The sequence below is a fragment of the Pseudovibrio flavus genome (assembly GCF_009711345.1).
GTDB lineage: Bacteria > Pseudomonadota > Alphaproteobacteria > Rhizobiales > Stappiaceae > Pseudovibrio > Pseudovibrio flavus.
Window position 1 is genome coordinate 331,928 of the sequence record NZ_SMMA01000063.1, and the last position, 22,743, is coordinate 354,670.

The 22,743-nt window shown below is 50.5% G+C and carries 20 protein-coding genes; 5 read left to right on the top strand and 15 right to left on the bottom strand.

The features are described from left to right. The first annotated feature begins 90 nt into the window (after positions 1 to 90). The gene (locus E1162_RS13360) at positions 91 to 1,083 is read left to right on the top strand and encodes a TRAP transporter substrate-binding protein (protein ID WP_155131833.1); all 993 of its coding nucleotides are present in this window, start codon (positions 91 to 93) and stop codon (positions 1,081 to 1,083) included. A 420-nt stretch (positions 1,084 to 1,503) separates the two neighbouring features. Continuing rightward, positions 1,504 to 2,496 (top strand): TRAP transporter substrate-binding protein, encoded by a 993-nt coding sequence (locus E1162_RS13365; protein WP_155131836.1) that lies wholly within the window; start codon positions 1,504 to 1,506, stop codon positions 2,494 to 2,496. Positions 2,497 to 2,574: 78 nt separating this feature from the next. On the opposite strand, the gene E1162_RS13370 is transcribed toward E1162_RS13365, so the two are convergent. Continuing rightward, the gene (locus E1162_RS13370) at positions 2,575 to 4,005 is read right to left on the bottom strand and encodes an aldehyde dehydrogenase family protein (RefSeq protein WP_155131839.1); all 1,431 of its coding nucleotides are present in this window, start codon (positions 4,003 to 4,005) and stop codon (positions 2,575 to 2,577) included. Between the two features lie 22 nt (positions 4,006 to 4,027). Next, complete coding sequence (locus tag E1162_RS13375) at positions 4,028 to 5,359, bottom strand: NAD(P)/FAD-dependent oxidoreductase (protein ID WP_155131842.1); 1,332 nt, start codon at positions 5,357 to 5,359, stop codon at positions 4,028 to 4,030. Between the two features lie 384 nt (positions 5,360 to 5,743). Between E1162_RS13375 and E1162_RS13380 the strand changes: the two genes are divergently transcribed. Continuing rightward, positions 5,744 to 6,460 (top strand): type 1 glutamine amidotransferase, encoded by a 717-nt coding sequence (locus E1162_RS13380; protein ID WP_155131845.1) that lies wholly within the window; start codon positions 5,744 to 5,746, stop codon positions 6,458 to 6,460. Positions 6,461 to 6,469: 9 nt separating this feature from the next. Here E1162_RS13380 and E1162_RS13385 read toward each other — a convergent pair whose 3' ends face one another. From E1162_RS13385 to E1162_RS13420, 9 genes are all read right to left on the bottom strand, one after another. Further along, complete coding sequence (locus E1162_RS13385) at positions 6,470 to 7,396, bottom strand: DUF1513 domain-containing protein (RefSeq protein ID WP_371311937.1); 927 nt, start codon at positions 7,394 to 7,396, stop codon at positions 6,470 to 6,472. Beyond that, positions 7,342 to 7,491 carry a hypothetical protein gene (locus E1162_RS19790; RefSeq protein ID WP_371311938.1) on the bottom strand — a complete coding sequence of 50 codons (150 nt, stop codon included), beginning with the start codon at positions 7,489 to 7,491 and terminating at the stop codon, positions 7,342 to 7,344. Before E1162_RS19790 ends, E1162_RS13385 begins: the two co-directional genes overlap by 55 nt. 113 nt (positions 7,492 to 7,604) lie before the next feature. Further along, a complete protein-coding gene (locus E1162_RS13390) occupies positions 7,605 to 8,681 on the bottom strand; it encodes an imelysin family protein (protein ID WP_155131848.1) in 1,077 nt (358 codons plus the stop codon). Next, complete coding sequence (locus tag E1162_RS13395) at positions 8,682 to 10,229, bottom strand: di-heme oxidoreductase family protein (RefSeq protein ID WP_155131851.1); 1,548 nt, start codon at positions 10,227 to 10,229, stop codon at positions 8,682 to 8,684. Positions 10,230 to 10,291: 62 nt separating this feature from the next. Beyond that, positions 10,292 to 11,560 carry an imelysin family protein gene (locus E1162_RS13400; protein WP_155131854.1) on the bottom strand — a complete coding sequence of 423 codons (1,269 nt, stop codon included), beginning with the start codon at positions 11,558 to 11,560 and terminating at the stop codon, positions 10,292 to 10,294. Positions 11,561 to 11,850: 290 nt separating this feature from the next. Further along, complete coding sequence (locus E1162_RS13405) at positions 11,851 to 13,362, bottom strand: SpoVR family protein (RefSeq protein WP_155131857.1); 1,512 nt, start codon at positions 13,360 to 13,362, stop codon at positions 11,851 to 11,853. Next, on the bottom strand, positions 13,359 to 14,678 hold the full coding sequence (locus E1162_RS13410) for a YeaH/YhbH family protein (protein WP_155131860.1): 1,320 nt from the start codon (positions 14,676 to 14,678) through the stop codon (positions 13,359 to 13,361). Before E1162_RS13410 ends, E1162_RS13405 begins: the two co-directional genes overlap by 4 nt. A gap of 37 nt (positions 14,679 to 14,715) precedes the next feature. Then, positions 14,716 to 16,650 carry a PrkA family serine protein kinase gene (locus tag E1162_RS13415; protein WP_155131863.1) on the bottom strand — a complete coding sequence of 645 codons (1,935 nt, stop codon included), beginning with the start codon at positions 16,648 to 16,650 and terminating at the stop codon, positions 14,716 to 14,718. Between the two features lie 355 nt (positions 16,651 to 17,005). After that, positions 17,006 to 17,410 (bottom strand): GNAT family N-acetyltransferase, encoded by a 405-nt coding sequence (locus tag E1162_RS13420; RefSeq protein WP_155131866.1) that lies wholly within the window; start codon positions 17,408 to 17,410, stop codon positions 17,006 to 17,008. Between the two features lie 465 nt (positions 17,411 to 17,875). Between E1162_RS13420 and E1162_RS13425 the strand changes: the two genes are divergently transcribed. After that, positions 17,876 to 18,055 (top strand): hypothetical protein, encoded by a 180-nt coding sequence (locus E1162_RS13425; protein WP_155131868.1) that lies wholly within the window; start codon positions 17,876 to 17,878, stop codon positions 18,053 to 18,055. 79 nt (positions 18,056 to 18,134) lie between these two features. On the opposite strand, the gene queF is transcribed toward E1162_RS13425, so the two are convergent. Continuing rightward, on the bottom strand, positions 18,135 to 18,596 hold the full coding sequence (gene queF / locus E1162_RS13430; protein ID WP_155131871.1) for a preQ(1) synthase: 462 nt from the start codon (positions 18,594 to 18,596) through the stop codon (positions 18,135 to 18,137). Between the two features lie 17 nt (positions 18,597 to 18,613). Continuing rightward, positions 18,614 to 19,183, bottom strand: a complete 570-nt coding sequence (locus E1162_RS13435) for a VUT family protein (protein WP_155131874.1) — start codon at positions 19,181 to 19,183, stop codon at positions 18,614 to 18,616. Between the two features lie 348 nt (positions 19,184 to 19,531). Here E1162_RS13435 and E1162_RS13440 point away from each other — a divergent pair, with 348 nt between their 5' ends. Further along, positions 19,532 to 20,788, top strand: a complete 1,257-nt coding sequence (locus E1162_RS13440; RefSeq protein WP_155131877.1) for an Hsp70 family protein — start codon at positions 19,532 to 19,534, stop codon at positions 20,786 to 20,788. Position 20,789: 1 nt separating this feature from the next. Here E1162_RS13440 and E1162_RS13445 read toward each other — a convergent pair whose 3' ends face one another. Both E1162_RS13445 and E1162_RS13450 read right to left on the bottom strand, forming a co-directional pair. After that, positions 20,790 to 22,082 (bottom strand): hypothetical protein, encoded by a 1,293-nt coding sequence (locus tag E1162_RS13445; protein ID WP_155131880.1) that lies wholly within the window; start codon positions 22,080 to 22,082, stop codon positions 20,790 to 20,792. Between the two features lie 138 nt (positions 22,083 to 22,220). Beyond that, the coding region (locus E1162_RS13450) for an NAD(P)(+) transhydrogenase (Re/Si-specific) subunit beta (protein ID WP_257098974.1) at positions 22,221 to 22,743 on the bottom strand (523 nt) is incomplete at its 5' end.

Here is a 22,743-nt window from a genome sequence, read left to right on the forward strand (position 1 = left end):
CCGATGGAAGCTTTAGGGGATTGGTCGTGAGCAAAAACAAAAAAATAGGGCGACCAATTCGCTCAAAAATGTTCTGGGAGAACGATAATAATGTTCCACAAGGCAAAGATCGCTGGCGTAGCACTTACCTCCGCTCTACTTCTCAGCACCGCATTTGCAAACGCGAAAACCCTGCGCGTTAGCCACAACCTGCCAACCGACAACCCTGCACACGTTTCTCTGCAGCACATGGCAGACCGCGTTGAGGAATTGACCGACGGCGATCTGAAAATGCGCATCTTCGCGAACGCACAGCTGGGCACCCAGCGTGAGTCCGTGGAACTGGTACAGAACGGCCTGCTCGACATGGCTCGCTCTAACGCTGCTGAAATGGAAGCGTTTGAGCCTACCTACTCCATCATGAACCTGCCTTTCCTTTTCCAGGATGAAGACCACTACTACAAGGTTCTGACTTCTGACGTAGCAGACGAAATCTTCAAAGCGTCTGAAGGCAAAGGCTTCCGTGGTCTTGCGTTCATGGTAGATGGCACCCGCTCTTTCTACGCTAACAAGGAAATCAAAACCCCTGATGACCTTAAAGGCATGAAGATCCGCGTACAGCCTTCCCCATCTGCGATCCGCATGGTTGAGCTGCTCGGCGGTGCCCCTACCCCAATCGCATTCGGTGAACTGTACTCCGCTCTTCAGCAGGGCGTTGTAGATGGTGCAGAAAACAACCCACAGGCTCTGGTTGACGTTCGTCACGGTGAAGTAGCGAAAGTTTACTCCAAGTCCGAACACAACATGATCCCTGGCGTTCTGATCATCTCCGAACAGGTTTGGGACAGCCTTCCAGAAGACCAGCAGAAAGCTCTGCAGCAGGCTTCTCGTGAAATGATGGACTTCCACCGCGGCGTTTACAACAAGCAGACTGAAGAAGCGATTCAGAAAGCTAAGAACGACCTCGGCGTGAAATTCATCGAAGTTGAAAAAGGCCCGTTCGTAGAAAAAGTTCTGCCTATGCACGACGAACTTGCTAAGCAGTCCCCTCAGATGGGCGACCTGATCAAGCGCATCAAAGACATGGCGCCTGCTCAGCAGTAATTTGAAAGACAAATACTGATCCAATTTGGATCGTAGGTCTTGGGAAAGCCTCGCCGTGAAAACGGCGGGGCTTTTCTGTTTTCGAAGTGCGCAAATGTGGTGCCGATTGCTGCAGGAAACGTAACGTCCTCAAAGAAAAACCTTTAGATTTGTTATGCGGTAAACTACTAATTGGTCGGCCGGATTTAAATCAAATCAGGTTTATCTATACAAAAATATCACAGCAAGGAACGGCGGGATTCTGCCGAAAGGAAAGCGCTTAAGCTGCCGGTTCACTACCTATCGGTTAAAATCGTGGTTGACCAATTATGAATATTGGACAACACTTCCTCTCATGCGGTCGGAGGAAGCTGTCCTCAGGACGGACGGCCGCAAAGAAGTAATAAGTTGCCACTCGCAGCTTCAAGGGAGAATTCGGGAATGTTCCGCACCGCTAAAATTGCTGGTATCGCACTTACTTCCGCACTCATGCTCGGCACCACTGTAGCAGGCGCAAAGACCCTGCGCGTTAGCCACAACCTGCCAGAAGAAAACCCAGCGCACATCGCTCTCGTACACATGGCTGACCTGCTGAAGGAAAAGACCAACGGTGAGCTGAAAATGCGCGTTTTCGCAAACGCTCAGCTTGGCACTCAGCGTGAGTCCGTTGAACTGGTGCAGAACGGCCTGCTCGACATGGCTCGCTCTAACGCTGCTGAAATGGAAGCATTTGAGCCTGCATATGCAGCTATGAACCTTCCGTTCCTGTTTGAAAGTGAACCACACTTCTACGAAGTGCTGAAGTCTGACGTTGCATCCGACATTTTTGCAGCTTCCGAAGGCAAGGGCTTCCTTGGTGTTTCCTTCATGGTTGACGGTTCCCGTTCTTTCTATGCCAACAAAGAAATCAAGTCTCCTGCTGACCTGAAAGGCATGAAGATCCGCGTTCAGCCTTCTCCATCTGCAATTCAGATGGTTGAACTGCTCGGCGGTGCACCTACCCCAATCGCATTCGGTGAACTGTACTCCGCTCTTCAGCAGGGCGTTGTAGATGGTGCAGAAAACAACCCACAGGCTCTGGTTGACGTTCGTCACGGCGAAGTAGCAAAAGTTTACTCCCAGAACGAACACACCATGATCCCTGGTGTTCTGGTTGTTTCTGAAAAAACCTATAATGCTCTTCCAGAAGATCAGCAGAAAGCTCTGATGGAAGCTGGTAAAGAGATGCTCGCATTCCAGCGCGATCTTTACAACAAGCAGACTCTCGAAATGATCGAAATCGCGAAGAACGACCTTGGCGTGAAGTTCATCGAAGTTGAAAAAGGTCCATTCATCGAGGCAGTTCTGCCTATGCATGAAAGCGCTGCTAAAGCTAACCCGCTTGTTGCAGACATCATCGACCGCGTAAAAGCTATGGCTCCAAGCGCGAAGTAATCGCTGCTAGATCCATTCAAGAAGAAGGGGCTGGAATTTCCAGCCCCTTTTTTGTTTTTGTTATAATGTCTACGTCGATCAGTATTGGGAAATCACCTTGGTTTCCATGAACTCTTCAATACCGATTGCGCCGCCTTCTCTACCGATGCCGGACTGCTTGTAGCCGCCGAATGGGCTGCCGGACGCGATATAGCCGCCATTGACATTCACCATGCCCGCTTCCAGTTGCAGGGCTACGCGTTTGATCTTCTCCTTATCTCCAGACGAGATGTAGGAAGAGAGGCCATACAGTGTGTCATTGGCGATTTCGATGGCGTCGGCTTCATCCTTGAACGGAATGATCGTCAGCACTGGGCCAAACACTTCTTCCTGAGCGATGCGCATCTGATTGTTCACATTGGCGAAAATAGTCGGGCGCACATAGTAGCCCTTGTCAAAACCTTCTGGTTTGCCAAGGCCGCCGGTAATGAGTGTTGCACCTTCTTCAATCGCCATCTCAATCATGGACTGGACTTTGTCGAACTGCATCTGGCTTGCAAGAGGTCCGATGTGGCGTCCATCTTCTGACGGCACGCCAACCTGTACCTTGGCGCCTGCTTCCTTCGCCGCTTCCACGGCCAAGTCGTAGACGCTTTCCTCTACCAGCATGCGAGTGGGAGAGTCGCAGCTCTGACCCGTGTTGTTAAAGCAAGTGCGCACGCCCTTTGTGACAGCCTTTGCTACATCGGTATCTGCAAAGATGATGTTTGGTGACTTGCCGCCTAGCTCCAATGCAACACGCTTCACCGTTTCTGCAGCATCACGCGTCACTGCTGTGCCACCTCGCGTGGAGCCGGTGAAGGACATCATAGCAATGTCTTTGTGCTTGGAGAGAGCAGCGCCAACAACCGGTCCTTCGCCGTGAACGAGGTTGAATACGCCCGCTGGCACGCCTGCCTCATGTAGCACTTCGGCGTAAAGGATTGCCGAGATCGGGGTAAGTTCGCTTGGCTTCATAACCATGGTGCAGCCAGCAGCGAGTGCCGGAATGACTTTAAGAACGATCTGGTTGATCGGCCAGTTCCAAGGGGTGATTAGGCCGCATACGCCTATAGGCCCGTGAACCAGACAATCGCCATTCGGAAGTGTCGACTCAAAATCATAAGCAGCAAAGGCTTTGCGGAATGCCTTTACATGGGAAAGACCAACTGCTGCCTGCTGTTCTCTTGCCAGTTTGATTGGAGCGCCCATTTCACGGCTGATTGCTTGGGCAAACTCTTCATTGCGACGTTCATAAACTGCAAGGATAGAGTCAATAAGTTCTAGACGCTGCGCTTTCGTAGAATGCTTCCACGTTTTGTAAGCCTCTTTTGCAGCGGCAACAGCGTTGTTCGCATCTTCTTCGGTGCCCATAGTCAGGCGGGCAAACTCTTCCTCACTCGCCGGATCAATAACAGCAATAGTCTGGTTCGATTTTGGCGTAACCCATTGCCCGTTTATATAGAATTCATCGGTATTAGCGTAAGCCATTGTGCCTCCCAAAAGGTTTTCACTAAAACTTGTCGACGAGTTTGTACCAACTGAAAACTGGTGCAAGCAGATTTCTTCTCAAGGGGCCAAACTCAAATTTTCTCGGTGTTGTTTTCATAAAGTCTGGATGCGGCAGAGTGCTTTTGCCCAGCACCATATTGGCCAGTAGCTGCCCTGCATATGGCCCCATGGTTACGCCGGAGCCGTGATACCCAAATGCCCCCCACGCATCGTCAAGCCCATGGAGTGGACCACAGAACGGCACGAGGTTGCGTGTCATGCAGATGAGGCCCGACCAAAAGAACGGGGTTTCAACGTGTTGCCAAGCGGGGAACATGCGATCAAAGTCGCTTCTTGCTACTTTCCGCATCGCTGCCAGATTTTCCGGTGTGGCATTGATGGAGCCACGCAAGCCAAGGAGCATCCTGTTGTCCGGCAGAAGACGGAAATAGTGGAGCAAGTTGCGGGTGTCGCATACCATTTGTCTGCTCCACCAACCTTGCGCTTCTATTTCTTCCTCTGTCAGCTGACGAGATACAAGAATGTTAGACTGTACTGGTAGGTATCGCGAAGCGTTTGCCTTTGGCATATCATCGCTAGTGTAGCCATTCGTAGCGACGATTAGCTTTTTGCATCTGATGGTTCCGCGGCTATGGCGCAATTCGTAACCGGAGGAAGATGCAATCGAAGTAATCTCGGTTGAATAGGCAAGTGTTGCGCCTGCCTTTTCTGCGGTGGTTGCCAAACCCAGAACAAACTTCAGCGGATTAAGTGCTAAGCCCAAGGGTAGGTGAACCGCGCCAAAAAAGTCAGGGCTATTGAGCCCCTGCCCTACCATCTCACTTTGGTCAAGGTATTCAAATGGGAGGCCGTAGCGTTTGGAGTATTGCTCGCCGTAGTCTTTCAGTCCCGCTAGATGGCGCGGAGAGTGAGCAACGCAGGTGTAGCCATTGGAGTGTCGGTCCGCATCAATGCCGTGCTCCTCAAGTAAGTGCTCAACGAGTGCTACAGCTTGCTTTTCCGCGTCGAAGAATGTCTGCGCGTCTATGCTTCCAAAATGTTTGCTAATAGCAGCGTCGTCGAGTTTTGCGCTTCCTGCCGAGACCAATCCGCCATTTCGGCCGGAAGCGCCCCATCCTACCGGCTTTGCATCCAGTACTACAACGCGAACGCCTTCCTTCGCCAAAGCAATTGCCGCGCTTAGGCCCGTATAACCTCCGCCGATAATTGCTAGTTCGCAGGAGACATCACCTTCGAGGGGTGGAAAGTTCGGCTTTGCGTCTACTGTTGTGTCCCAATAACGCTCTGCTATCGGCCCATCGCCATAGGCGAAGCTCTCGTATATGCGCTTCATATAATTTTGAACTCCACACTGGCGGGTAACTCAAAGCCCACGGAATAGCTCTGATAGATTTCTACATGAAAATACGAGGTTATAGCAGGAAGTTATTTTGATCAAATTATTTGGCTAGGAACTTAAGGTTTAAGGCGGATATGTCTACGCGCACCGCCGCGATCTCTTTTATGGCTACCTTTCAGCAGGTTAGGGAGCGCGTGTGCTGTTCATAAATAAACTGGCAGTATCCTAAGACGCTCGCTTGACTGATTAATAATGTGATCACAAAATGAAGGCAGTGAAACTACAGTTTGATTGCCCGCGACATTACACCTGCTCGGTGTTATCTCTGGTAGCTCATGGCAATCAAATGCCAAGGCGTATTTGCGGAAAGGCTAGGACATGGCGGCAAAGTCACTTTCGGTCGGTATCATTGAAACTGGCAGACCGCCGGAAGAACTGGGTGGAGCCTTCGGCGATTATCCGCAAATGGTACAGTCTTGGCTTGGAGAGATCCCTGCTTCGTACAAGGTGTACGCGGTGCTTGATGGCGTGTTGCCAACAAACCCGGCAGATGCAGATCTTTGGGTTATCACGGGCTCCAAATTTGGTGTCTATGAAGACCACGAGTGGATCGCCCCTCTTGAAGTTTTCATCCGCGAGTGTGCAAGCGTTAAGCAGCCAATGGTTGGAATCTGCTTTGGTCACCAGCTTATTGCTCAGGCCATGGGCGGGCTGGTCAAAAAGTCAGATAAAGGCTGGGGCCTTGGCGTACATGACTATCCAAGTACAGAAGAATGGCCTGTGGAACTGGGTGCAAAGCCGGAGCAGATTTCCATTCAAGCCTATCATCAGGATCAGGTTCTAACGAAACCGGAAACGGCTGTTACAATCGCATCCAGTGATTTTTGCGAGTTCGCGGCCCTTTGGTATCCAGACTTTGCGATAACTGTTCAAGGGCACCCTGAGTTCAGCAAACCTTTCACTAGCGCGCTTATTGAAAGCCGTCGCGGTACGATCCTTAGTGATGCAATTGCAGACAGTGGTCAGGAATCTATGGCCAAAACCGTCAATCGTGAGCAGTTGGGCCTTGCGGTCAAAAGCTTCATGAAGGTGTGAAGCTGATCTCTACAATGCTGTGAGGTGATTATCCCAGCTCGCGCCTGAACGGACGCCCGTCACTTCCAGATAGTTTTCATCTACGTGGACATAGCGAAGAGTTCCTGATCCGTCGGTTATCAGGAACTCGCGTTTTCCTAAAGCGGCAACGCCGCACCCGTCATCTATGCCTTGGGTGCCTATCAGTTCTTTAGTGGCAGTTTCCCAAAAAAGAACCTTATTGCCTCGCGGACATGTGGTGCTGATGACGGTGCCGTCCTTTGAGGTGCTCACGCTGCCCACATAGTTGTTGAGGCTGCTCGTCAGTTGCTCTGGTAGCTCAAGTAGCTCAGGCTCGTGATCAACCGAGAAGCAGGAGACTAGTGGCGGCAAATCCTGCTCCGGCCCTTCATATTGCCCGCCTACCCAAACTTTTCCCAGTGCATCAAGCGCCATATGGCGCAGTGAAACTTGATGAAGATGAGCAGGTAGCTGGTGCTGCGCGATCAAGGACCCACTACTTGGATCAATGAACGATATGTTTGGTGCCATGGACGCGATGTTAAGCTTTTGCCTTCTCCTGTCAGGATGGGTGAGAATGCCGCCGTTTGCGACCACCAGACATTGGTGCATTTCAGACCAGAGAATTTCGTGCGGCCCGATGCCGTAGCTCGGAAACTCGCCAATACGGTGAACCGCCCGAGCATCGCTCATATCATAGACGCCTATTACCCCGCGTTTTGCAGACCAATCGTTTTCGGGAGCAAATAGGAGGCGGCCATCAGGCGAAAATACGCCGTGCCCATAAAAGTGTCGGTTGGTGGGAGACTTAAACGCAATTGGTTCCGTTCGCGAACGCCCGTTTATAAGTACAGCGAAGTTATCTGGCCTGCGTGCAAAGGCTACAAGCTTTCCAGTTTGTTGGTGCCAAGCGCAGCAGTGCCCTCGGTCAGGCAATGCATGTTCAAATACTGCTGTCCCATCTTCCATGAGAATGGAAAAGGCATAGGTTCCATCTGGTTTTCGTAGAGCGCTAGCAAAAAGAGGCTCACCCTCTCCAGCTTGCCATTGAGATGAGGCCATAGTTGGTAGAGTGGAACCGGCTAGTATTGCAATGGAGCCAAGCCCGCGCAGAAACTCTCTGCGGGAAAGGTGTGGCCCCTGATTAGTCCCCATCAAGTGCGTTGAAACCTCCCGTTATCCCAAGGTAGCCTGCTGTATCATCAGCCATTGTTGTCTTCAGGCTATCGATGAGAACGACGAAGAACTTTAGTTTCTCCCGACCCTCTTGTGACTTGGTTGAAGCGTTGAATGAAACTGGAAGGTCGTCCAATAGCTTTCGGGCGTTTCCAAATTCAAAGCTGAGACTTTCGCCAGCCCACTTGCCGTTCTCAGGCAGTTCCTTAAAGAAGTTGGAGGCTATAAGCGCATCTTCGATACCAGAAAGGTGGCTGGTAAGGTATGTAACCGCATTTCCGCTGCGCGAAAAAGGTGCCCTGTGAGGCTTGGCCTTTTTGGCAGTTGGGCCGATGACGGGCAGCATGATCTGATCTTTCACCAACACCAAACCAGTCACAAGCGAATTGTAAAGTAGCTCTGCTGCTTCTTGATCTGTCTTGATAGCGCTATGAGATGGATCGGGATTGATGAACGTCGCAGTGAAGCCGTTAGGATCTTGCCAGCCATCCTCAATGGTGGCCGCTGTTTTAACGAGATTGCCCGTTAGCGCGACTGCATAAGCGCACTTAAAGCCCCGCTCGGCGCTATTATCCCCAAGTGTCAGATTGGCTTCCTTGTCGTAGGCAAATCGTTCCAGCGCAGTAAGGCCCTGTAATGCTACACTTTTTCGCTTCAAGTCGGCTGCGGTTGTTACGCTTTTATCCTGCTTTGCAAGTATCTTGTTTAGCTGGCGAGGTATTACGTTGCGCCGGTCTGGCACAAAGGCGAGCCGCTGAAGGGCGTTGTCTTCTAGATAGGGTCCAAAGCGGACAAAATCGATGCGTGCATATTGCGCTACAGCTTCTGAAAACGCGCTGTTAAAAGCAGCAGTGGTTTCATCATTGGGCGTGGTGCAGAGGCCAGCGCTCGTTTCACGAAGGCGTTCTAGCGCTTTTACGAGTTTGGCAGTTTCCGGCAGAACGTAGTTCTGAACAAATGCCGGAGCATGAACTGAAAAGTCTGCCCTAACTGGAACTGTGAGAGCCGCAAGAGACGCTACTATTATTGCGAGTTTTTTGAGCATCTAAAGGGACTCCAGAAACTTAAGGAGTGCTTCTCGCTCTTGCTTACTTGCATTTACAATGCGCTGTTTGGCAGCCTCTGCCTCACCACCATGCCAGAGAACGGCCTCAAGTAAATTGCGCGCTCTGCCATCGTGCAGGAAGAATGTGTGTTTGTTGACTGTCTCGGTTAGGCCGATGCCCCAAAGAGGCGGCGTCTTCCATTCTTGCCCACTGGCAGATCCAACCGGACGGCCGTCGGCAAGCCCTTCACCCATGTCATGCAAAAGCAGATCAGTGTAAGGCCAAATCAACTGGAACTTATGTGCCTTGGTCTCTGCGCTTCTGCTAGTTACATATTTCGGCGTGTGGCACGAAGTGCAGCCAGCCTCATAAAATACCTTTTTACCGGCCAGAACTTGCGGATCGTCAGCATTTCGCCTTGCTGGAACGGCCAAGTTTTCTGAATAGAACGTAATGAGGTCTAGAACCGGATCAGGTGCTTCTGTTGGGCCTAGCCGCTCTTGCTCGCCATGCGGAAGCGCACGGCAATCGGTTTGAGCTTCTGTGCAATCGCCGTATGGATTTGGCTTATCTGGGTTGGAGATGCCAATGTCGCCAAGAAGAGCACCTGCACTTTGGGCCCGAACTGTTGGGTTTCCGCCCTTCCAGCCGTATCGGCCGATTGCTTTTTCACCAGTTGCTGGATTGTTTACCCAGCTAACACGGCCAGATATGCCATCTGCATTCTGGTCATCAGGGTCAGCCTTGGCCAGAATATCGCCTTGATGGATTGCTTCCAGCAGCCCGAGGCCGATCATCGGGGGCGCAACACGAGGAGAGACCAATGCTCTATCACCGAGAGGGCCGTAGGCAAGATTTTCTACCGAATAGAGAGGCTTGCGAAGCATGACGACTTCGCCATCTGCAAGCTCTACCGGAAACTCGGTGTAAGTGATTTTGGGCTCACCCTCACCAGCTAAACCGGGAACAGCGAATGACTGAAGCTGACCGCCGTAGACGGGGTGCGGGATGGAGGCAAGTTTACCACTTTCAATGGCGCTCTTTTCTGCATCTGTTTCAGGCAGAACAGACAATCGTAAGAAAAGAGATACTGCTCGTTCACCAGGTGCAGGTGGTCTGCCTCTACCATCCTTGAGGTGGCAGCCTTGGCAAGATCTGGCGTTATAAAGTGGGCCTAAGCCGTCTGAGGCTTGTGTGGAGGATGGCGACGAAACCCAGAGCTTTTTAAAGAGGCCGTTGCCGACCTTGAACTGCTTTTCTTCTTCAAACGTGATGTTTTGGGTAGGGTGCGAAAAGGCATCTCGATTGATACGTTTGCGTGATGTACCCGCGCCCCCCTGCATAACCTCAAAAGGTTCCGCATCATCAAAAGTGCCTGCTGGTTGACTGACCTTTGATACACGCGCTTTATCTTTTGCCGAAAGGTCATCGCGGTGTTGCATAGGCAATTGACCGTTTGCCGCAACAAAGGAGCCGGAAAGCAAAAATGCGCCCGCCAATGCGAACGCTGCAAAACGCTTAAGCCCGAAGAACCCGTATCCACCCATTGTTCTTGCCTTAATTTTGAGGGTAAGACGCGGCAGTGGTGCCGCGCCTAAATTGCTTCAACTTATTGGAAAACTGCTGTTGGATTATCGAGGGAGTCCGACCCCTCGAACGCGATTTCCTCAAGTTCGAGAACTTTAACCGCACGCTGGATGGAGGAAGTCTGCTCAACAAGCGCATCAATTGCAGCCTGCACCACAGCGTTACCTTCTTCGTTGTTCTCACCAATCATCTGATCGTAAGCTTCAACGGTCTCAGCGCGGGTCTTCATCACTTCAAACGCTGCCAGCGTTTTGTTGAGGCCTTCTTCCAACTCCGCTGCAACCGCAGGGTCTTTCGCTGCAATAAGGTCTTTCAAGGAAGCACCTTCAAGCTTGGAACCGTCGATGCGTGTGTAATCACCGAAGAAGACGTTACGAATTCCGACAACGTCGTTGTAATGCGACATGTGCGTGTTGTCAGAGAAGCAGTCATGTTCTTCTTCCGGATCATGAAGCATGAGACCAAGCTGCATGCGCTCACCTGCCAACTCTCCGTAGCTGAGGGAGCCCATGCCAGTGAGAATTGTAGCAATACCGCCCGCTTCACCTTTTGCTGTAAGCTCTTTGCGTGCTTCGCCGCCATCGCGCCAAGCTGCCAGCATTTCTTCAAGGTCAGAGATAAGGAGCTCAGTTGCTGCCTTGAGGTATTCTACACGGCGCTCACAGCTACCACCGGTGCAGTTCGCTGCATCAAAATCTGTCGCAGGGCGGGAACCTGCACCCGCGCCTGTTCCGTTAAGGTCTTGCCCCCAAAGCAGGAACTCAATGGCGTGGTAACCGGTAGCAACGTTTGCTTCTACCTCCCCTGCTTCCTGTAGCTGATCTGATAGAAAATCAGCTGTAATGTTGGTAGCGTCTACAGTTTCGCCCGCTACGTTGAGCTTGGCGTTTGCAATAACGTTCGCAGCATAGAACGGGTTTTCTTCGTTTTCGGTGCCGTATGACGCATCGGTGTAATCGATAAGACCTTCATCGAGGGGCCAAGCGTTCACTTTGCCTTCCCACTCATCAACGATAGCGTTGCCAAAGCGGTACACTTCACTCTGCTGATATGGGTTGCGTGCTTCTACCCAAGCGGCTCTAGCTGCTGCGAGGTTCTCTTCAGTTGGATTTGCAACCAGAGTATTGATAGCTTCTTGAAGATCTTTCGCGCTGGCAAGAGAGTCTTCGAAAATCGCTTCAGCGATATCGCCGTAGTTATCTAGAACTGCGGTTGGCGCTGCGAAGGAAGCGGATGCAAAGCCCGCAACGAGGCAGGAAGTACCTAGAAGCAGGGAAAGAGAGCGAGCCATAGAATTAGTCTCCGAAGGGTACATAAAGAGGGAGGCGCAGCTCTCTATTTCTCCCTCGCCGGCTATCAGGAAGAATGATGAACTGCGTCTATATACCTACGGTAAAAACTATATCGGCATGTGACTCGTCAACTAAACTTTAGAAAAAACAATATGTTAGAATATTTCTAAACTGTCCTTTTCTCATAAGTTCATGAAATATATGATTTTTAAGTTCACCTTTTAATGGGCAGGTTGTGGATTATCTGAATTGTGAATTCAGGTTTATATTTGCGGGAGAACACGCGGTACTAGCTTGCTTCCACTTCTTCCATTGCGACGTCATAACCCCATAGCTTTCGCAGATGCGAAAGTACCTTGTCTCTTTCAACATTGTTCAATGCTATTCCATCGCGCTTGAGGTGCTGCAGCTTGAGGCAACGATCTCCGAGAAGGTCCACATCGACGACCTGAATATCCGGATCCATTATCGCGATATCATATGTACGAGCGAGTTTTTCACGGATATTGATGTACCCCTGCTCGTTATGGATATCTGATACTTGAACGTGAGCCGCGCGCGCTTCATCGCTCAAGGTGAACATCCGGAATTTTCTGATCACATGAGGGCTTAGGAACTGAGTGATGAACGACTCGTCGCGGTAGTTTGCCCACGCGTCTTTGATGGTGTTCTTCCAATCGCGATTGCCCGCAAATTCAGGAAACCAAGCGTAGTCTTCTTCTGTTGGCTCCAGACAAATACGCTTGATGTCTTCCATCATAGCAAAGCCAAGGGCGTAAGGGTTAAAGCCGCCATAGTGAGCTTCGTCAAAGTCCGGCTGGGTAATTACGTTGGAGTGGTTATGCAAAATCTCCAGCATGGTCCCATCGGTTAGCTGTCCTTTTTCATGCATCCGATTGGTGATGTAGTAATGGACAAAACACGCGCAGCCTTCGTTCATCACCTTGGTTTGGCGCTGCGGATAAAAATACTGTGCGATATTGCGCACGATGCGTAGCACTTCCCTCTGCCACGTATGGAGAATGGGACTGTATTGCTCAAGGAAGTAAAGCAGGTTCTCTTCTGGTAAGTGTAGGGTATGCTTTCTCTTTTCAGCCTCGCGCTGCGCATCGTTCGGTTCTGCTTTCGCCAAACTCGTAAGGCCATCCCACAGATAATGTACCATCCGCTCCTCGTAGGCGATCCGCTCTTTACGACGTTCTTCTTCCGCCTTGAGTGAGAGCTTTTGAGGTCTGCGGTAGCGGAAGACGCCATGGGACATTAACGCGTGAGCGGCATCGAGTACGCTCTCTACCTCAGCTACCCCGTAGCGTTCCTCACACTGAGTGATGTAGCTTTTTGCAAAATTTAGGTAGTCGAGAATACCTTCGGCATCGGTCCACTGTAGGAACTGCTGATTGTTTTTGAAGAAGTGATTATGACCGAACGCAGCATGAGCCATGACCAGCGTTTGCTGTGCCATGGTGTTCTCTTCCATGTTGTAGCTAATGCACGGGCTGGAGTTGATGACGATCTCGTATGCGAGGCCCCTGAGACCTTTCCGATATTGAATTTCGTTGGCGACAAAGTGCTTGCCGTAAGACCAGTGGGCGTACATGAGAGGCATGCCAACAGAGGAATAGGCATCCAACATCTGCTCTGCCGAGATAATCTCAATCTGATTTGGGTAGACACTTAGCTCAAGCTCGTTCAGTGCAATGTCTTCAATGGCATCATAGGTGCGGCGCAGTGTATCGAAGTTCCAGTCAGCATCCTCAAAAAGCGGCTTACTGACCTTCTTGGAAGCTTTGGGTTTCGTCATTGCTGAGCCCCCGCCTGTTTTTTCGCAAACAACTGCCTAAAGACAGGATAGATGTCAGAGGGTGTTGAAATTCGCTTCATGGCAAAGTTCTGCCAGTCCGCTTTCACCGTTCTGTATCCTCTCCAAAGCTCCATGCCGTTTTCTTCGGCTTCCATAAGCTTGGCTTCGGCTTCCTCCAGAATTTCGATGTACGCATAGTACTGGCAGACCGGCATAATTTCGTTCTTCAGGAGCTCGACGCACACATCGGTGTCTCCGGCGAAGTTCTCACCATCAGATGCTTGAGCGGCATAGATGTTCCACTCATACGGCGGATAGCGTTCATCTATGATGTGCTTCATCTCCTTTAATGCTGTGCTAACTACGGTCCCGCCTGTTTCCCGCGAATAGAAAAATGCCTCTTCGTCAACTTCTTGCGCGTTGTGGGTATGTCGCACAAAGACCAAGTCGATTTTTTTGTATCGGCGTTTCAGGAATAGATGCAGCAGAATGAAAAACCGCTTTGCCAAATCCTTCTCGCGCTCACCCATGGAAGCAGATGTATCCATAAGGCAAAACATAACGGCGTTGGCATTAGGTTCCGGCGCGTGTTCGAAATAGTTGTAGCGCACATCAAGCGGATCAATAAACGCAATGACCCGCTGCCGACGCAGAAGCTCTTCCAGTTCAGCGTGGAGTCGCGCCAACTCTTGTTGCTGCTTTTTGGTCTTCCTGGAAACCTTCTCCAACTTGAAGACTTCTGCCTGAAGCTCCTTGATCTGCTTGTTGTCCGGCCGTTTCAGTGCCAATCGACGACCAAGCGAATTGCGCATGGTGCGGAGAACGTTGATGTTATTGGGCGAGCCAGAGACAGAATATCCCGCGCGGCGTGGCCTGTAGGTTTGTACCTCTTTGATAGAGTGTTTGATTAGGTCAGGCAGTTCCAAGTCTTCAAAGAACAGATCAATGAACTCATCACGCGATAGAGCGAAGACGAACTCATCCTCGCCCTCCCCGCTGTTTGAGCCCTCCTTGCCGCTACCAGCACCTGCTCCGCCGCCGGGTTTCAGGATTTTATCGCCAACAATGTACTGCTTGTTGCCGCTCAGAACGTGTTCCCGCTTTCCCGTTTTTGGGTCGCGACGAAACACTGGCTCTTCAATGCCCTTGGTTGGCACAGATACTTTTTCACCACGTTCGACATCAGTCAAACCGCGTTCACGAACGCTATCGTCCACCGCGCGTTTGATATGCGAGCGCACTCTTTTGAGGAACCGACGACGGTTCCCCAAACTCTTGTCTTTTGGGTTGAGGCGGCGATCAATGAAGTTGGCCATAGATTCCGGTCCTTTTTCGGCTTTCGGAATAAGAGTGTTAGCCAGCCTTATTCACACGCATGTACCATTCAACCAAACGCTGGACCTGCCGGTGCGTGTAGCCTCGATCGACCATACGCTCGACAAACTCGTGGTGCTTTGCGTCGGTATCGCGGTCCTTCTTTGACCCGAAGCTGATGACTGGAAGTAGATCTTCCACCTGACCGAACATGCGCTTCTCAATTACACGGCGCAGCTTCTTGTAGGTCTGCCAATCCGGATTTTTGCCAGCATTTTCTGCACGTGCTCGAAGTACAAACTTTACGACTTCATTGCGGAAGTCCTTCGGGTTCGCAATTCCTGCTGGCTTTTCAATCTTAGACATTTCTTGTTCAAGGATCTCACGATTGAACATCTGGCCTGTGTCAGGGTCTTTGTAATCCTGATCCTCAATCCAAGCATCTGCATAGGCGATGTATCGATCGAACAGGTTCTGGCCGTAGTCCTTGTAAGATTCCAGATAAGCTTTCTGAATTTCGTTGCCGATGAACTCAGCATAACGCGGTGCCAATTCCGACTTGATGAAGTCCAGATAGCTGTTCTCTTGATCCTCCGGGAACTGCTCACGCTTTACCGCTTGCTCAAGAACATACATGAGATGCACGGGATCAGCCGCAACCTCGTCTGTGTCATGGTTAAAGGTCTCGGAAAGAACCTTGAAGGCGAAGCGGGTACTGATGCCGTGCATGCCTTCGTCCACGCCAGCTGTATCCCTATACTCCTGCACGGATTTTGCCTTCGGGTCGATATCCTTCAGGTTCTCGCCGTCGTAAACACAGAGTTTGGAGTAAAGCGTAGAGTTCTCATGCTCTTGCAGGCGAGAAAGAACCGAGAAACGACCCATGAGCTTCAGTGTTTCCGGTGCACACTGAGCATCGCCCAAGGCACTATTGTCTAGAAGTTTTTTGTAGATCTCAGTTTCTTCAGTCACACGCAGGCAGTAAGGAACCTTCACCACACTAATACGGTCAAGGAACGCTTCATTGTTCTTATTGTTCTTGAACTGAAGCCATTCGCTCTCGTTTGAGTGGGCCACAATCAGGCCCTGGAACGGGAACGCTCCAATGTTCTCTGTGCCAACATAGTTGCCTTCCTGCGTCGCTGTCAGCAGTGGGTGAAGCACTTTGATTGGCGCTTTGAACATCTCTACGAACTCTAGAAGGCCCTGAGTTGTTCTATTCAAGCCGCCTGAGTAGCTGTAGGCGTCGGGATCATTTTGGCTGAGATGCTCAAGCTTACGAATATCGAGCTTACCCACCAGCGATGATACATCCTGATTGTTCTCGTCGCCTGGCTCTGTCTTGGTAACGCAAATCTGGCGTAGCTTTGAAGGGTAAAGCTTCACGATCTTGAACTTGGAGATATCGCCTTCAAACTCATCAAGCCGCTTGGTTGCCCATGGAGAGATGAGCCCTGTCAGGAGCCTGCGCGGAATATTGTATTTTTCCTCCAGAAGCTCTCCGGTTTGCTCGCGGTCGAACAGTCCTAGCGGAGACTCAAACACGGGACTGATTTCATCTCCGGCTTTGAGCACGTAGATCGGTTCTTTCTCGATAAGCGTCTTTAGAGTTTCAGCCAAGGTGGACTTACCACCGCCAACGGGACCCAGCAGGTAGAGGATCTGTTTGCGTTCTTCCAACCCTTGAGAGGCATGCCGGAAGAAGCCTACAATTCGCTCTATGGTCTCTTCCATACCGAAGAGATCACGAAAAGCGGGATATCGTTTGATAGTTCTGTTGAGGAAGATGCGTCCCAAACGCTGGTCAAGGCTCGTATCGATGACTTCTGGCTCTCCGATTGCAGAAATCATCCGTTCGGCCACAGTTGCCCTCATGCTGGCATCATCGCGGCAGCCTAGAATATAGTCCTGTAGGGACATTTCTTCGGTTTTAGTTCGGTCATAAATTTCTGAATACAGAGAAAATACATCCATAACGCGCCCTTTCTCAGATTGCCTCCACCAACCCGTTGCACCTCCTAATAAGATGGTATCGAAGTCTTTGGTTAGCAACTCAATAGATATTGACTGGAATATACTTTTAGGGATGTGAACTTAGTATTTTTATGCCAATTCAATTTTTAGTAGAGCGGCGATATTTTACAAATTTGACTGAAGTATTTTTTGAGGTGCTAGGGTTGTAATTTGTTTACGGACTTCGAAGGTTCTTGGATCTTGCTCATAACACCCTGATAAACTATCAATTACTTATCACTATAACGAAGTTGAGGGTGCTGCTTACCCAACACCCTCACCCGCAATTCAAGCACGATTGTGGCAATGCTGATATTTAAAGGTCTATTGTTGCCTTGAAGTAGGCTTGACCTGACTTGAAAAAGCGTTGCGGAGAGATTGTCATCCCAAGCCTTTCATAAAACGGAGCAGCTTCCTCTCTAGCATCACACCAGAAGGTTTCTACGCCTTCAGTTCTCAATGCCTCGAGAATGAATTGGATGATCTTTGTGCCGTATCCTTGCCTCTGGTAGTCAGCATGAATGGCGAACTTCCTCAGACGTGCGGTGTTGTTCGCTGTGAAAACGGAAGCGACAGCCACTATCTCGGTGTCTATGAACAAGCCCCAATGGGAAGCGGTCTCGTCTCCTTCCACTCTGGAAAAGTCCATCGGTTTATCCGGCCATAATACTTTGTGGCGCAGTGGAAGGGTTTGTTCTGCATTGATAGGTCGTATTTGCATTGGTGGCCCGCTGGTAGAAGAAACTTGCTTATAGCTGTCCGTTAAGCTGCATCAATCGCCCTTTTGCTGATTTAGATGCCTACCAACCATCTTTTGTATTCGGCTGTACTCAAGTAAAAATGGAAAGGTAAGCGTACCTGTCTCATGTGAATCAGTGTAAAAACCGGAGTGGAGTCAGTAAATAAAAATCTCGAAATTATGCATAAGGCATACTGACGTATTGATGTGAAGCAAACGTATTCTTTCGAAATGTGTCTCAAGTGTAAATTATGGATTAATATTATTGCTCTGCCATATTTAATTATCCAAGCTAAAGTAAAATGATAGGTGCTTGTCCGAATGGAGCGTTTTTGCGAGGTTCTTTATATTAGATATATCAAACAAGCGCTCAGGTGTTCCTGAGTAATAATAAGTGTATCAGCCGTCGCGGCCATGGAACGACAAGACACGGAATGAGGGACAGCCATGACCAATACTCTAAAGCAAACAATTAACTGGATGGTTGGGGTTATCGAATTCCTCCCAGTACGCTTTAATCTTCAAAAACCTACAGATACGCGCTGTCAGGAACGCGTAATGCGCAACCCTGCTCTGGAAGAGCTGGAGCTATTGCAGCATTCGCAAATTCGACTAGGCCCTCTTTGAGTTTTACTGTCTCGGTATCGAAAAGTGCTTTCGATAAAGACAAATAAAAAACCCCGCCTTCGTCAGCGGGGTTTTTGCGTTAACCGCGACCACGGTAGGTCGGTACACCTTGGTCTGGCAGCCAAACATTCTTTGGCAATTCGCCGTGTTGCCAGAACACGTCAATAGGAATACCGCCACGTGGGTACCAGTAGCCGCCAATGCGCAGAAAGCGCGGTTCCATAAGCTCTACCAGACGTCTACCAATGCCAACCGTGCAGTCTTCGTGAAATGCACCGTGGTTGCGGAAGGAAGTGAGGTAGAGTTTTAGGCTCTTCGATTCCACTAGCCACTTATCGGCAACAAAATCGATAACAAGGTGCGCGAAATCCGGCTGACCTGTAACTGGGCAGATGGAGGTGAACTCGGGGATCGTGAAGCGGGTCACGTAATCGGTGTCAGCGTGTGGGTTGGGAACGCGCTCCAAAACTGCCTGTTCTGGAGAGGCTGCAGCTTCTGTCGCTGTGCCAAGCTGGGTCAATTCGCTTGTATAGGATGCCATGTGTTTTTCCTTTGTTTTTATGCAGGCATAAGGCCGAGCTTTTCATCGCGATTGCGAATGAGGGCGATAAGCGGAACTGTAAGCAACACCATCCACCCCTTGCCGACGATCTGCTCCACAAGGAAGTCGAGCGAGCCGAACGCTAGGTAAAGGAACAGGAAAGAGTCTATTACAAGGGCCACGCCGCTGGAAAGGACAACCGCCTTAACCAAGCCCCGTTTCTGCAATGGAGTGAAGATCGCGAGATCAACGATTTCGGAAAAGAGGAAGGCTACGACTGAGGCCACGACCAATGCCGGAGGTGCGATCCACCAAGAGAGCAGCGCCCCTGCGGCGATAGCCAACAAAGCCCAGTTGATACCAAGACGTCTTTGGATCATATCGCGGAAAAGCAGAGCGAGGCCAACGACCAGAACGCCGCTCGGGGCCATCAATCCAAACCCTACAGGGATCAGACATGGGCCATTAGCTGGGCACACACTGCCAACATTGGCCAGCATCCAGTTGGAAAGCGGAATGCAAAGGGCAAATCCGCACAAGAAAACATAGCCTTCAAGGCGAGCCTTGAGGCGTAAATTATCGGACATTTAGAACTCCTCGCGCCTTCAGGCAAAATAGACCTGCGCGCAAATCCGGGGTTTTTACATGTGCATTCAGGGCGAAGCAGCCTGCGCACAGTCGCGCCCGTTTACACGGTTTTGGGGAGAAGGGCTACCCAATTATTGTCTGCAGCCACGTTATTTGTCGTATGGGAAAAGAACGAGGGTTATCAGGGTTTAAAGGACCGCTTGAGTGTTGCTGCGCCCTAACAGTTTTCCCAGTTTGCTCATCAGATAGCGGAAAAGACTAGCGCCGGTGGAGTATGTCGGCTAAACAGCCCCTCCCATTTCCGCTGGGATACCTTACAAGAACTTTTCTGAAACGGCCTGACCCCTATGACCATCCAATACGCTGGTATTGACTTCGGCACATCCAATTCAACGCTTGGCTTTATTCAAGAGGGCAAACCTGTCCTGCTTCCTTTGGAAGGCTCCCATACTGACATCCCTACAGCTCTGTTTTTCAATTTCGAAGAACAAACCGTCAGTTATGGCAGGCAGGCGAAAGCGGAATACATCCGTGGTGATGAAGGCCGTTTGATGCAGTCTCTGAAGAGCGTTCTTGGCAGTTCACTGGTGGAAGAGCGCACCGCTATTCTTGGGGGGCGTGTTGCATTCAAAAGCATCATTGGGATGTTTTTGAAACACTTGAAGCAGAAGCTTGATACTCAGTCAGAGGCTTGCGTTGAAAGTGTTGTTCTGGGCCGCCCTGTCCGGTTTGTAGATGAAGATGATGCTGCTGATAAAGCCGCGCAGACTACGCTTGAGGACATGGCCCGCGTACAGGGCTTCAAGCATATCAGTTTCCAGTTCGAGCCCATCGCAGCAGCCCTTTCCTATGAGCAGGACGTCACCAAAGAAGAGCTCGTTCTCGTAGTTGATATTGGCGGCGGTACATCGGACTTTTCTGTTGTGCGCGTATCGCCTGAGGGACGCTCCAAAGCAGACCGCAAAGATGACATTCTGGCAAACACCGGTGTGCACATCGGTGGTACGGATTTCGACCGTGTGCTGAGTATGGCGCAGGTGATGCCTGCCATGGGCTATGGCTCTATGACCAAAGATGGAAAACGCCCTCTCCCGTCAAAATACTATTTCGAGCTCGCAACGTGGCATAGGATCAACTATTTGTACGATCCGAAAATCCTGAGCGAACTCGTGCAAGTAAGGCGAGATGCGATGTTGCCGGACGCTGTAGAGATGCTTTCAAGTGTTATTCGAGAGCGTCAGGGTCATGCGTTGGCAACCTATGTGGAGCAGGCCAAAATGCACTTGTCAGCGAAAGAGACCGCTGGAATCCAGCTTCATCTTGAAGAAGAGACGTTGAAGGTTCAGGCAAGTGTCTTCGCATTTAATGAAGCAATCTTCCGCCAGCTGGAAAAGCTAAAGCAAACCATCAACGATGCTCTCACCCAAGCGGGCGTTAAGGCTGAAGAGATTGATACTATCTTCCTGACCGGTGGCTCCACGCGCGTTCCTGCATTGCAGTTAGCAGTGAGAGAGATTTTCCCAAACCAGCCGTTTGTTGCCGGTGATACTTTTGGTAGCGTGGGCCTTGGTCTCGCTCTGGATGCCTCCAGAAAATTCCAATAGCCTAAGATGTGGTCTCTAGGGCACTGCCCATTAATAGGGGTGCCCTATCGTATCCATTTCCCGGCTGGAGAAGCGTTACGCCTGACGGTAGACGATCCATGGAAAACATACTCCATGGATCAATGACCACGGCGTCATGTCGGAACAAGTATGTCGGAATGCTTCGATATTCCGGCGAGTCTTCCATAAATAAGATCAGTTTTAGGTCGGGGAGAATATCCAAAGCATTCTCTTCAACCCGAACTGAGGCAGATACAATTCCTGCAGTCCGCGACAAGGCGTTGGCGGCGCAAAAAGACACGATCCGGTCTGTGTTTTGTAGTGCTTCGATCAGATGCAGGCTGATGTTTGTGGATGCCTCTTTAGGGCTCCAGTCTGGTAAACCGACAATCCCAACGGTCTCCCCTTTCTTCGAGTAAACCTCAGTAAGGCTGATGAGCTTTTCGATCTGCCTTTGGCTCAGCCTTTGAGGAAGTCTTGCAAATAGTTCCTCAGGGTCTAAACGGCTCAGCGGAGCGTTTAGCGGTTCTTCTTGTTCTGTGGAGGAAAGCCCATATCCTAGAGGCTTAGATGGCGGGGGAACCATAGACTTGGCCACAAACGCAGCGGCGATGACTTCTTTCACAGAGGCACACCCAGCCTGTTCTAAGGCCCCTTGCGATGCCCACACATAGGCATCTAGCGTATTCTCAAGTGATTCAAGCGCACTATGAAGATAGTGGGCATCCTTAAAAGGTACGATGATTGGATTCTTCATGAATGGAAGAACCTCAGCCAGCGTATCGAAATACTCCGGTTTGTTTGCGTTATCTAGAACACCTGCAAGGGGCAGGTTTGTAGACGCTTCGGTCTTCGCTGAAGGATTGGCTGGCAAATACACAGCGCCCGCATGAGGGTAGTTTCGCTCTAAATCGAAGAACTGCTCAATATGGCTGATTGGAACCGTTTTTGATGCCAGAAGGACAAGCGAAACGGGAACGTCTTTAGAAAGAGCAAAAGCCAAATGTTCAACGGCCAACGCCATCTGATGATAGTCGAGCCGGTCTAGGCAAATTATGACAAGGTCGATTTCGGAGAGATTATCGGCAAAGTCAAAGCTTGCACGAACATTCAGGCCTACTTCAGCCGTAAATGAGTATTCCATGCCATCTCTGACATGCACGCTTCCCGTGTTAATGGCCTCAATCGCTGCTGGATCGCTTTCAACAACATTCACTTTCGCTCCGTAGGAAACGAGGCTTCTTATAAGCTGGTAACTATCCTGTGTTAGCCCGAGTACGCAGACCTTTTCCATGAAATCCCTCCGTAGAGTAAAAGTCTGCTGGCCATTGCTAAAGGACGCCACCCCTAAGAAACTAAGGTTTAGCTGCTCTAAACGGCAAAGCCCCCGTTTATGGCGGGGGCTTTGTTGTTTTTGTTTGTGGTGCTTTGGTTAGTCGACGAGCTGGAGCAGCTTGTCGATGGAACCTTTCGCATCACCATAGTACATGCGGCTGTTTTCTTTGTAGAACAGCGGGTTCTCGATACCGGAGTAACCGGTGCCCTGACCACGCTTGGAGATAAACACCTGCTTGGCCTTCCACACTTCCAGAACCGGCATACCGGCGATTGGCGAGTTCGGATCTTCCTGAGCCGCCGGGTTCACAATATCGTTTGCGCCGATAATGATGACCACGTCGGTGTTCGGGAAGTCGTCGTTGATCTCGTCCATTTCCAGAACGATGTCGTAAGGCACCTTGGCTTCAGCGAGCAACACGTTCATGTGGCCCGGCAAACGGCCCGCCACTGGGTGGATCGCAAAGCGGACTTCCTTGCCCTTGGCGCGCAGGCGCTTGGTGAGCTCGGAAACAGACTGCTGAGCCTGTGCCACCGCCATACCGTAGCCCGGTACGATCACGATGCTGTCAGCTTCTTTCAGCGCATCTGCCACATAGTCAGCCTCAGCTGGAACCATC